Annotated in this window: 8 protein-coding genes; all 8 read right to left on the bottom strand. The window is 47.0% G+C overall.

The window, feature by feature from the left end; genetic code table 11:
• Positions 1-33 precede the first annotated feature (33 nt).
• Entirely contained in the window at positions 34-1563 is a 1530-nt protein-coding gene (locus KJS69_RS04915) for an extracellular solute-binding protein (protein WP_249730372.1), read from the bottom strand.
• A 14-nt stretch (positions 1564-1577) separates the two neighbouring features.
• Complete coding sequence (locus tag KJS69_RS04910; RefSeq protein ID WP_213582163.1) at positions 1578-2438, bottom strand: carbohydrate ABC transporter permease; 861 nt, start codon at positions 2436-2438, stop codon at positions 1578-1580.
• Positions 2432-3346, bottom strand: coding sequence for an ABC transporter permease (locus KJS69_RS04905; protein WP_213582161.1), 915 nt, complete (start codon positions 3344-3346; stop codon positions 2432-2434). Before KJS69_RS04905 ends, KJS69_RS04910 begins: the two co-directional genes overlap by 7 nt.
• 95 nt (positions 3347-3441) lie before the next feature.
• A complete protein-coding gene (locus KJS69_RS04900) occupies positions 3442-4923 on the bottom strand; it encodes a response regulator (RefSeq protein ID WP_213582159.1) in 1482 nt (493 codons plus the stop codon).
• The gene (locus KJS69_RS04895; protein WP_249730405.1) at positions 4901-6697 is read right to left on the bottom strand and encodes a sensor histidine kinase; all 1797 of its coding nucleotides are present in this window, start codon (positions 6695-6697) and stop codon (positions 4901-4903) included. Before KJS69_RS04895 ends, KJS69_RS04900 begins: the two co-directional genes overlap by 23 nt.
• Positions 6698-6834: 137 nt before the next feature.
• Positions 6835-7926, bottom strand: a complete 1092-nt coding sequence (locus KJS69_RS04890; RefSeq protein WP_213582155.1) for a hypothetical protein — start codon at positions 7924-7926, stop codon at positions 6835-6837.
• Positions 7927-7937: 11 nt separating this feature from the next.
• Entirely contained in the window at positions 7938-10025 is a 2088-nt protein-coding gene (locus tag KJS69_RS04885) for a hypothetical protein (protein WP_213582153.1), read from the bottom strand.
• A gap of 24 nt (positions 10026-10049) precedes the next feature.
• Positions 10050-13010, bottom strand: a complete 2961-nt coding sequence (locus KJS69_RS04880) for a right-handed parallel beta-helix repeat-containing protein (protein WP_213582151.1) — start codon at positions 13008-13010, stop codon at positions 10050-10052.
• Positions 13011-13041: the final 31 nt, after the last annotated feature.

The following is a 13041-nucleotide window of genomic DNA, read 5'->3' as shown; positions in this document are numbered from 1 at the left end:
CCCTTCTCCCCCTATAAAGGTCCATCCATGGGCTTAATTTTTGATAATCTCCAGTTCTTTTAACTGCTTTTCCGCCGAATCCAGCATCAATTGGTATTTAAACGTTGTCAGCAGTTTCTCCAGAAAATCGTCATATTCGCTTATAGGACGCTTGCCATAGATAAATTTTGCTTTTTCCTCTTCCATGAAACGGTAGGCATCCGCAGGATTGTACCCATCCGGAATGTCCAGGTACCCGTTAAAGATTTCTACACGCGGAGTATTTGCAGAAAATTCGATGGCCTCTTTCGGATATCCGGACTCCAGATATTCCATTTCGTTCCTTCCCAGCAATTGATACATGAACACGACTTCTTTTGCCCTTAATTCTGTACGAACGATTTTTCCGTTCTCTCTGTTCCAATGCCTGCCTTCTTCCCCATGTGCAACAAGCGAATTCCCTTCCGGGCTGGCCACATAATTCAGCAAGTCGAACAATCTCTCAAGCTTGGCCGGGTCCTTCTCGATCGCCTTGGGAATCACATGCAATCCTGGAGCTACGCCGGTGTCCCAATGTCCGGCATACTGGCCCCCCGGGCCCTTCAATGCGGGCACCTGCACCCATTCGGCGTCGGGATTAACCGCTTTAGACTCTTCCACATTGGCAGCGAGGGTCATTCTCGGAAACCCGTTCCAGATCATCCCCGCTTTCCCCTGGAAAGCGTTCTTCTCATGCTGAGTTCCGGTATTCGCCAAAATATCCGGATCAACGACCCCTGCATTAATCATCTCGTTAATAAATTTCAAAGCTTCTTTCATATCCGGATCCATGAAGAAATTGGTCAATGTGCCGTTCTTCATATAGAACGTATCGAGCGTTCCCATGCCGAATGCGCTGAAAATCGGATCAAAAGTACCCAGTCTTACCCCCGTTAATCCGTAGGTGTCCTTCTTGCCGTTTCCGTCCGGGTCCTGCTCTGTAAATGCTTTGGCCACATTGTAAAACTCCTCCAGCGTAGTAGGGACCTCCAACTTCAGATTGTCCAACCAGTCTTTCCTTATCCAAATGTTGAAGAATGGAATGGAGGCTCTTTTGGGCAAGGCGTATATTTTACCGTCAACGGTGCCTTTTATCAAACTGTCTTCTCCGATAAATTCCCTGACTTGCGTCAATTTGTCCATATACGGGGTCAGATCGAGAAGCAGCCCCTTCTTGGCGTATTCCTGCATCTGCAAGCGGGTGATATTGATCAAGTCCGGATAATCGCCACCTGCCATGCGCAGATTCAACTGATTGGCGGGATCGCCGCCGAATAGCGTCAATCGAAGGTCCGTATTCAATTTCTCATCGAGCTTCATTTTTATCCTGTCGTTCTCGCCTTCCGGCAGCTTCGATCCTGCACCGTCCGTCATAATTTCAATCTTAATCCTCTCGGCGGTCTGCACGGTATCCGATGTCTTGGGCGTCGGCCCGGTTTCGCCGACTTCACTTGCAGGCTTGCCGCTTCCGCCGCATCCGGCCAATATAGTCCCGAGCGTAAACGTGAAGGTGAATAAAAGCGCTGTCATTTTTTTATTCTCCATGGACAATCTTCCTTTCATCCTTTAATAGAACCGATGATCATACCTTTGGTAAAATGCTTCTGAATAAACGGATACACGACAATGACGGGCAAGCAAGCCACAACGACCGCCGCCATTTGCATCGCCTCCGTAGGAACGGGGACGTCCAATCGATCCACCGAATTGGCAGGTTCGGTAAGAATGTTGCGCAGGATCACCTGAATCGGATGAAGCTCCGGATTGGTAATGAACATAATCGCGCTAAAAAATGAATTCCAATGCCCCACGGTGTAAAACAGACCAATCGTTAGCATCACAGGAACGGATAGAGGCATGACCAATTGCAGCATGATGCGCAATTCTTTCGCCCCATCAATTCGGGCTGATTCCAATAATTCCTCCGGGATATTTTCAAAAAAGCTTTTCATAATCAAGACATTGAATGTTCCTATTGCCCCCGGAATGATCATTGCCCAAACCGTGTTTAACAGCCCTGTCGCTTTTACCGTTAAATAGAGAGGAATAAGCCCTCCGTTGAAAAGCATAGTAATAAGAATGACCAGCAGGAAGAAACTTCGCCCCGGCAGCGTCTTCCGACTAAGCGGATAGGCCATTAGCAGGGTTAGAGCCATGTTGACCACGGTTCCTACAACCGTAATAAACACCGTGACCAGAAATGCCCGCGGAATCGCCCGATCTCCCAGCAGCTCCCGATAAGCCACGAAGGTAATGTTCTTGGGAAAGAGGATATACCCTCCGTTTTTCAACACTTCAGCCATCGGTGTAACCGAAACGGACAGGACGAAGAAAAGCGGAAAAAGGACAGCAAGCCCTACGAGAACCAGGATCGTGTAGACAACGGCGTTAAAAATCTTGTCTTCTGTCCCCTTTACCAAATGCCTTCCCCCCAATGCTTCGCAATCTTATTTGCTCCCAGAACAAGAATGAGCCCGATTACGGATTTGAATAAACCGACCGCCGATGCCAAGCTGTAATTCATTTGCTGGAGACCGGTACGGAACACCCAGGTATCGATAATATCTGCTACCGGATAAACTTGAATATTATAAAAAATATAAATTTGATCGAAACCGGCGTCGAGCATATAGCCAAGTCTCATAATTAACAGCAAGACGATAACGTTTCGTATTCCGGGGAGCGTAATGTGCCAGATCATTCGCAGTCTGCTCGCTCCGTCTACCCTGGCGGCCTCATAGAGAGTCGGATCAATTCCTGCCATCGCCGCCAAATAAATAATCGCCCCCCATCCCGCATTCTGCCAAATATCCGAGCCGACAAGTATGCTGCGAAACCAATCCGTCGATTGAAGAAACGGAATCGCATTCCAACCCCACTCGACTAACCATCGATTCAAAAGTCCGGTGGATTGGGAAAGAAAGGCCAGCAAAATCCCGTAGATAATGACCCATGACAGGAAATGAGGCATGTAACTTAACGTTTGGATTAGATTTCTGAACCACGGCGACCGACATTCATTGAACATAAGCGCCATTAAAATAGGCGGCACGGTGCCAAATATCAGTCTATAGAAGCTGATAGTAAAGGTGTTTAACAGCAATTGGGAAAAATAGGGCGAATCGTAAAATTGTTGAAAATATTTGTACCACGGATCCGCCCATGGACTGGACAATATTCCCCCCAAAAGATCATAGTCTTTGAAAGCGATGATTGCGCCATACATCGGAACATACTTATAAACGGCGAACCATACCAGCCCTGGAAGCAGCATAACGTAAAACACTCGATGCTGCCATGCTCTTCTTACAATGGCACCCCCTTGCATCCATTCACCTCCTCCTGATGCATCTTTACAAGTTCATTGTATCAACCCGTCTCATCGCACATAATTCACATCGTTTTGTACTTAGTAGAACAATATTATGCATTTCCGTATTCCTCCGCATTTCTGTACATATTCGGAGTCATGTTCGTATATCGTTTAAATATTTTGATAAAGTAATTATCATGCAAGAATCCTACCCGTCTTCCCACCTCACTGACGGTCATATCCGTATGGTCCATGAAATGCTTGGCCTTCTCGATGCGAAGACAATGCAAATATTCGATAAAATTGGCCCCTGTCTTTTTCTTAAACAAACTGCTCAGATAGTGCTCCTCCAGAGCAACGAACTGAGCCAGCGATTTCAGGGTGATTTGGGTCTGGTAATGTTCATGTATATAATCCAACACTTTGTTGATTTCAATATGATCGGTCATGGATTGTTCGGCCCTCCTGCTGCTTCCCATTCCATCCCTCAATCTGCCCATCAATTTGGCCAACAGTTCCTTGTGACTGGTACAAACGGCAAGATCGTCTGTCTCAACATCCGAACATTGTGCGATGCGGAACATCAGTTTGTTGAACTGATTCGCCGTATGTTTCACCACATGCATCGGAAATACTCCCTGTTCCATTCGATCCCATATTTCTTTGAGCAGAGCTTCGCATTCCTCTATCTTGGCTTGCTCGAAAGATCTAATCAGCTTGCGCTCGATTTTCCAAGAAACCGAATGACCGCTTTCTTCGGCTTTATCCTCTCTTTCGAAATAACGAAATCCTTGTTGCCCGCTATACCAAAATTCGTCCAGTTTCCTCAATGTACTTTTCCATGCTTCAAGCAATTGCGAGCTAGATACGGAAGCGCAAATGGCCAAGGGGAAGGGCGTTTCCTGACCGCGAAGCGGATTCACTTTGATTTCTTTCCGACTCCAACAGAACAGGGTGGTGTGACCCAAAGCGGAAAATTCGTGGATCACGGCATGTTCGTCCCATTCTACCAACCCCAATGCCTTAAAATCTTCAATAGAAAAAACACCGTTGCCATTCAGCACCGAACATACCAATACAAACGGCAGCATTTCTTGTTCCGGCTTCTCCATGGGGCCATCCTTCTCGAGCTTAACATCCGTTACGGTTTCCCACATTTCCTGATAGAGCGGCCGGTATTCGAAAAACAATCGAAGCGATGTTTGTCCCGCCATTCGCTTCAACTGTTCATCCACTTTCGTTAATATATCCCGCAATACTTCGGTATTCATGGACAGCTTCAGAACATAATCGAAAGCTCCGTTATGCAATGCCAGCCGCGCATATTCAAATTCATTCATGCAGGTCAACATGACAAAAAGGCAGGGCATACCTGCTTCTCTCGTCTTCTTTAGAAGGTCGATTCCATTCATGATCGGCATGACGATATCGCAAATGACAAGATCCGGCTGATGTTCTTTAATAAACTCCAGTGCCCTCATTCCGTTGCTTGCCTCGCCGATCACCTCGAATCCGCTTTCATGCCAATTGATATTCGACCTTAGCGATTTTCTTACATGGACTTCGTCTTCAACGATTAGAATGCTCCACATGACTCAACCCTCCCAACGTGTAAGGAATGGAAACCAATAACGGCAAGGATAGCTTTACTTTCGTCCCCCGGGAAAGCGGAATGATCTGCATTACCGCATCCTGTTTAAACAAGAGGCGGTATCTTTCCCGCAAGTTGGCAAGTCCAATGCCCCTTCGATTGCGATTCGGATCCAACTGTTTTGCACACTCCAGACCGATCCCGTTATCCTCCACTTCAATGTGCAGCTTCTTATTTTCCGTATAAGCGCGAACAACGATCCTTCCCCCCGACTCCATCTGGGAGAACCCGTGATGGATCGCATTTTCCACAAGGGTTTGAAGACTAAGCTTGGGAATCAGCGCATAATCGAGAGCGGAATCCACCTCGTAAACAACGTCAAACAGTTGATCGTAGCGATATTTTTGAATGTATACATAAGAGCCTACCAAATCGAGTTCATCTTTCAGATAGATCATCTCGACCTCCGAATTCAAACCGGATTCCAACAATTTACCCAAAGATACGCAGATTTCCGCGATTTCCTCATTCTTATGATCTAATGCGATCCATTTAATCGAGTTCAGTGTGTTTAATAAAAAATGGGGATTGATTTGATTCAAGAGCATCTGGGAATGAATCGCTTCCTTCTGACGTTCTTCGATCTTCAATTGGGTCACTAAATGATTAATATCATAAACCATTCGATTGAAGGCTTGATGGAGTCCCAGAATCTCCCCTTTGTAATGATCCTCAGGAAGATGCAATTTCAGATTTTTTTGGACCATTTCCTTCATTTTCTTTTGCAGCTGCTGCAGAGGACGAGTAATGGAGGCTGAAATAAGCAAGGTGACGACCGAGAAAATACCGAACATAATATATAGCGTAACAAGCACCTGATCCCGCATAGTCTTTAGATCGCCCAGAAATAAATCCAGCGGAAACAGATTGATGATATACCAATCGAGCGATGAAAGATATCGGATGTTAATAAGAGCATTCGTTGTTTTGTCAATATAATAAGTGGGGAAGTGGTCTTTAGGCTGTTTGGAAATAAGCTGTTGAACGATGCTGGCTTGCAAAGGCAATCCATTCTTCGTCTGGGCGATCACCGCCCCTTCAGCATCCGTAATGAAGTAACTTTGACCCGTGGAAATTTCCTTGGCTATGGATTTGAACCATTCTTTATAATCGACGCGGATTCGCAGCATGCCGATCGGTTCATTGGTCGCATCTTTGACTACCGAGAATAAGGTGAACAGAGGCGAATGATCCCATAATTCATTTCTATCTGTTTCTCTTAGTAACAAGTGGTAAGAAGTCTTATCTTGCAGCAGGCTGGCAAGCCCCTTCTCCGGTATGACAGGGCTGCCGGTCTCCGCCGATTTGGAGGAACTGTAGTGGTTGCCGTAATTATCAGTCAGCCAATATTGCACATATGAGCTGTATTCATAGGTTTGCAGTGTATCGAATCTTTCCTCGAGCTTGCCGATTCTCTCCGCTCGCTGGTAACGTTCCGGTGTTCTCAAGACGGCGATAACGTTGTTGTCTTTCTCCAAAGTCAGCATGGACATGATGATGTTGGTTTTCATCATTTCGAACGATTGCGCGATTTGCTCCAACTGGTTATGGTTTAATTGGCTGATTCGATATTCAATCAAATTTTCCAACTTATTGTACTGATAGATTTGAATGCCGATAATAGGAATCAGTACGGACAGGATAAATGCATAAAAGAAACGATACTTCAACTTGGCAGGAGTTATCCGGTTTATAAAACGCTTCACAGCTTGCATCAAATCACCAATTTTCCTTCCTTTTGTAATTATCGCTATTTTATTACATTATCCTGGCCGTTTCCATCATCCGCGATGCTGGAAAGTTGACAAAAGCCGCTCTCCGAACGGGAGGCGACTTTGGCCGGGCATCAAGCCTATGCGTACTTCGATGAAGGGGAGCGTATATACCCGTTTGCGCTTAGTGTATTGCTTCTTGCATCGTATGTCGCATCGGTTACCGACGAAGGCGGATTGCCATGCAGCAGTTGATTTCGGATGTATCGTTGACGTTGATCATCTACATTGTAGCGAAGCTCCATCCAATTCGGAACTTGCCGGAACAGATGATCCACTTGTTGTGCATTCAGTCTATCCAAGTCACGCATTTGGACACCATGCGCGAGTCCTTTGACCAGCAGAGGCAAGACAACTCTGTGATAGAAAGCGGTCTCCGACGTCGCAGGGTTAATTAACCAATATTCAGTGAGCGCTTCGGAAGTTGACTGAAATTTATTCCAGGCTTTGGTCAGCACGTGCTTCTGGATAGCCATACGTTGTTCCGGTGTCGGCGGTTGGAACTGAAGCTGATTGAACCGTCCCGTTTGGTGCACTTTCCCTCCCCAGGTTTGGCCATCCACGGGTGACCAGCGGATCAGATTGAACTGCCAATTGCCTCCATTGATCGGCACAGAGTCATATACGGCCTCCCAAGGTAGGATAACCACCGTACCCCATCCACCCGGGATGGGCTCCGAATCTATTTTTACGCTGCCTTCCAGCGGACGGTTATGCCGAAATTCGGTCTGCCACTCATAATATTCGATCGGGGATCCGGATGTCGGTATAATTATTTGATGGTATGGAATGTCTCCTTCACCAGCAGCTATATAGATTTCCAGCCAATTTTCGAGCGGATCGCCGTTATCATCGACTCCCGGCTCGGCGGACTGGAAAAACATATACAAGCCATCCTCGCGGTATACCATGTAAAAAGCCGTCTCATGCTCGCCGCCTGGCGGAATCGGAGCATTGTTATTATAGTTTTCAAACCGTGTTTCTTTGTATTGCGGATGGTTAAAGTATGGACTTTGCACCCAGCTTATCGGAGTTGATAAATTTTCAGTCGCGTAGGTGACTTCGTAGACTTTTGTACCGTCGGCATCCGCCATTCTCGCGTTTACCATAATCGATCCACAGAAGGCCAGCACCAGCAGCAACGCAATCATTCGATTTGTCGTTCGGGTCATCGTTCCCCCTCCTATTGCCCATTTTGCAGGTCAAGCATGTTAAGAATGTGGCGAATCATCTCAAGCCTCAGTAAATCCTGATTCGTTGAGCGTTCATCGACGGACTCGAGCCAGTTCAAGGCATGGGTGGCAGCCGTGATACGTTCTTGAACGCCGGAGTCCATCGCGTCGGCAGCTACCTGCTTAAGCTTCGTCGCATAACGGATATCGTCGATTCCCTCACGGTAACCTTCCCATGCAATAGTGTCGATAACATTCGTTCGGGTCGGATAAACGAGGTTGAAGGCGCGAAATTCGGATGATGCGTTGTCGTTCCAGATATTCGTAGGATTCTCATAATAGATGTAGTTGTAGGTAGCATCATAATTCGCTTTGTATGGCCACATCCCGTGCCGCTGACGCATCAAGTCCGGATTCTCGGGACCGGTGTGCGGGTAAGCATAGTTTGTAATAAGCCGATCGCCGCCCAGGGCATGCCATTGATCTGCTTTCTCGCGCGTCGGTTCCCCGACCCAGTTCAAGAAATTTTCCGGAGTTTCCAGTTCAAGATGAGACGCATGGCCTGTGGCATAAACTTTACCTCCCTTGTCCTGAATATGCTCCCACAGCTCTTGCTGGAACTGAAGCAGGCCCCAACTGGCTTCATCCCAACCATCAAAGTAAAGATTCGTATGACCAACTGCACCGGCAGCAATGTCAAAAGCTTCGGCAATCGCAACCTTGTGGTCCTCGATGCCCTTACGCCATGCATTGTAGAAAGTATCCATCTTCTGTTTGTTTTCATCCGTCGGGTTCGATTCATAAGCTTTTTTGGCATTCAAATAGTTGTTGTATTGCATATAGATACTGTACGGAGGATAAGCTTGTTTGACGCCGAAAAGCGGATCCAAATCGAGTCCGGCCTGCGCCATCAGCTCCAGCTGTCTGAGGAAGGTGCTCTTATCTGCGGCCGAATAATAGGGCCCGGGGAGATGGATAACGTTGTGGTCGGCCATATTGCGATATTCGTTCAGAAGCCTCGTTTCAGCCAGTTCGGTGTTCCCATCGGTCGCTTTCAACGTTTCCTTCAAGCGGCTGTGATTGTAAAGCATGACGTAAAAATCCTTATTCAAATCGTAGTACGTCTTCGGGTCGGGAAGCTCGAACGGCAGAACACGAATGTGGAGCGAGATCCTGCCAGCCGGGGCCCCATCTGCAGTAATATCAATCGAACCTTTATAAATACCGGCAGGCGTCCCTAGCGGCACTTTCGTAGTCAACCACATCTGCTTGGACTCTCCCTGCTTAAGCGTAATAGGGAGCAGCGTCGGGCTATCCTCGACGGGTTCCGAGTAAAAGTCAAATTCCATAGTCGGGATATTGGAAATGTCCACATACTGCGATCCGGTCGTGTAGTCAACCCGTAACGAATTGCCTTTTCTAGCCGTATCTACTTGAACCAAGTTTTCATCATGCAGAAGAAGTTCGGGGACCAGCACGCTCTTGGAAGAGTCGCTGAAATAGCTGTACCATGCCGTTCCGCCCTGATACCAGGTTTTTACGACCCGCAGATCAACAGCGCTGGCGGGGATCGTGCCTTCCTTGCCTTGCAAATCATAGGTAGTGAAAGTGACCGAGTTCACGTCTCTCAAAGGGGCGAGCACGAAAGATGCGGCTTCAAATTCGCCTTGCGCCGAAATGAGTGAAATCCGATCGCTGATGATACCGTCTTCCGGAACGTCATCCGGCAGCCGTGGCAGCGGACTTAGCGCTGGAACATCATACACGATAAACGGAGAGTTCGCCAACAGATCGGCATCATCTGCCATATGGACATCCTCCGCCAATTTCAACGCATATTCCAACGCCTTCTGAGTGAGCCGGCCATCTTCTGGCGAAATCTCAGAAGAGCCTAGCAGCGAAGTGGCTCTATCATGCACGCTTTCAAGAAACTGTTTCAGTTGGGGCCGGTTCGTAGAACCTAGCAACGAATGGAGCTGGTCGGCCTGCTCGATCAGCGCTTCCCTTGGCACAGGAGGCGATGCGTTTGCCTTAATCGGTAAAGCCATCGCAAGCAAGATACTGAGCATGATGGTTCCAAGCAACAGATGCTTAAGCATGGATAAATCGCTCCTTCCGAATAGTTATAGGATGGATCCGAAAGGCCTGAAGACAGCCAACGCTCCGATATATAGCCATGAGTACCCATCCGGATACGATTGCTCGGTCGCCGCAGTTCCTGCAGGTTGATTCGAACTGCCCGATTGGCCTGCAACCGTGCATTGGTAGACGTTGCCCGCAGCATTGACCAAGGTGTTGACTGTATACTGACTGCCGGAAGTCCATTCCGTATCATTTGTAATTCCCGTCGTCGTACAAACCCATCCGATATATCCGCCCGGGACAGGAGCGGAATGATATAGGATTTGTCCTACGGCATATGCTCCGGAAGTCGGGATTCCAGCCATCCGATCGCCCGTTCCGACCGAAGCCGCGTTGATATCTGTGGAAATATCGCCAAGTAATTTCAATAGCTGAGGAATGAATGTACTATCCTGTTGAATAGTCATCTGATGAACGAGGTTCTCACCGATATATGCTGTTACTTTCGGCACAGTTGCTGTGTATGAGGCATTTCTAAATGCACCGAACAGCTCGATTTTGTTGCCGCTATAACTTGATTCAAAATAATTATCGGTTATTTTTAGATGCTTTTCGGCATATATCGTGAACGGTCGGTTGAGCTGCGCCGGATGCTGCATAGACACCTTATTTCCTTCAATGAGTACGTTCTCGAAATTGGTTAAGTAAATTCCTTCGTTATTCGCACCAAATACTCGTTTTTCTTTATTCAGAACGATCCGGTTATTTTTGATCTGGACCGTTTTGGTAAATGAGTTCGCAAGTCCGGAAAGCTTCATGTCAAAATTGTGAAGGAAACAATTCTGGATAAGCGCGTCATTAACCTTCCAGAAACCCGCTGATGCCCATCCGGCCTTGTCGCCGTACAAACTGCACCCGATAAAAGATAGTTGGTTCAAAGACAGTTCTCCAAGTTTGGCAGCAGAGTTTGTGACCCGAAAGTCGCAATCCCGAAAAATCAAGGCGTTCTTCCCGATGAAATCCCAGCCTTTGGAATTATCACCGAACAACCTGGAAGAGGCATTTAACGAAAATTTACAATTTTTAAACTCTGCTATCCCCCTGCGATTCAACCAACCTCCTGCAGCTTCTTTTTTGTTAAAGTTGAATTTGCAATGGCTAAAGGTAACGGTGTCATAGGGAACATCATATGCGAAAGCTTGCCATATACTACCTGTAATTTCTACGGTGTAGCTTCCGGGAGCTGTTGCCCATGCCGGCTCAACCATGGCACCCGCGAAGAACCATGTATAACCGTCTGCGTAGGCATGATCACCGGATGAATGGACAGGCGCATTCGTGGCATTGCCGCCCCCTGCCTCCGTGCACTGATAAACCTTGCCGGCATTGGTAACTTGATTTCCGACCGTATATTTCATACCGGAAGACCATGAGAGTGCGCCTGGTGTTATAAGGACGTAATACAACGGATGGTCTAACCAAGCGGCATTCTTGACAGTAGGAAGTACGGCAGTGCCGACACTTCCGGCATAATTCGTCCCTGCAGTAAAGTCGGGATATGTTTTCATCATCAAGAGGAAAGAAACGTCCTCAAACATGCATCCTTCGTATATGGACTCATAGTTAATGGACAACGTTGCGCTTAAGAAAGTGTCTCGTTTAAAGAGCACATAGCCGTTTGTTCCTTGCCCCGTACCGACTACGCAGTTGTATTGATTATATTGGGATACGATATTTGCGCCTCTGGAGCCTTGGAAAACGACACCGCTGCTATAGCCGTTCGTAACGGAGTCAAACTTGTTGTTTTCAATAATTATATTTCTTCCATGAACTACGCTGATGTGCAGACTTTCATTGTCCCGGAATAGATTGTTCCGGATGATGATATGCTGGTTGATGTTCGATCCGTCCTCGATGTCAATTCCCATCGGAAACGGATAAAGTTTTCTGCCGGCCACAGGAGTTGAATTGCCTATCCGGTAAAACTCACAGTTTTCGATGACTACTTGCTGTGCACCTGTTATGGCTGCTCCAAGAGAAAAAGAATCATGAATATCGCAGTTGAGAAGACGTATACCGCGCGAAAATTGGAATGCGTTGATCGTAATGTAAATCGTGCTCGGAATGATCTGGGAAAGGTCGTAAGGCAACGAAATTTTAAACCGGGTCGTTCCGGCCGGCAGCACATTGAGATGAATATCGTCGAAGCCGCGCTTTCGAACTTTTCCTTTATAAACCATATCGTCATCGTAACAGTATAGTTCAAAGATAGTCTTGCTTAGATTTACCGGGCTGCCATCGTATCGCGTACCGTAGGATCCGTATCCGTTTCCCCAAATACAGAAGTATCCGCCGTTAGTCGAAGTATTGGGTCGGCCGGTCGATGAAGTTGCCAAAGAAGCTAACGATATTGTTTTATTCATTCTCATGCAGTTTGCATCTGCAACGTTAGTGCCGGTGACGGAATCCAATGTACCGGCTTCCCAATCAAGGGAAGTGGTTACAGCCAACTGGCTATATGTGCCCGATAAAGATACGCAATAACCGGGGAAATTAGTTACCTCCACGCCATTTAACGTAATATTGCGTGATCCGCGCTCTACGATGATTCCGATACAGCCTTCGTGAATGGAATTTGCTATTGTGGCATAATCATGAGCAAGATGATCGCCCACTATTTTTCCGCCGAGGATTGTCACGTTATTTTTTTCAATAATACTTATGGTGGCGTAATAATCCCAACCATTAGTTTCTTTCTGAATCACGCATCCGTACAAATCCAGCGTAGTATCGTTTTGCGGATGAATGCAAGCGTTTTCACTAAAATCCTTGGAAGCTGATCCTTTCGCTACTGTATACACACCTTCAGGAAGCTTTACATACGTATACCCATTCTGATATGCCCATAGTAGCGCGTTGTTAATTCCTTGTGTCGTTGCAAGCGGATTCGTACCGTCGTTACGGATACCCCATGCGGCCACGTCAATGAGATAGAAGCTCATTACTCTCCCGCCTCCCTCTCCAATTGGTTGG

The organism is Paenibacillus sp. J2TS4, from assembly GCF_018403245.1.
Taxonomy (GTDB): Bacteria; Bacillota; Bacilli; order Paenibacillales; family NBRC-103111; genus Paenibacillus_L.
This window is presented reverse-complemented; position numbering and strand designations above follow the sequence as displayed.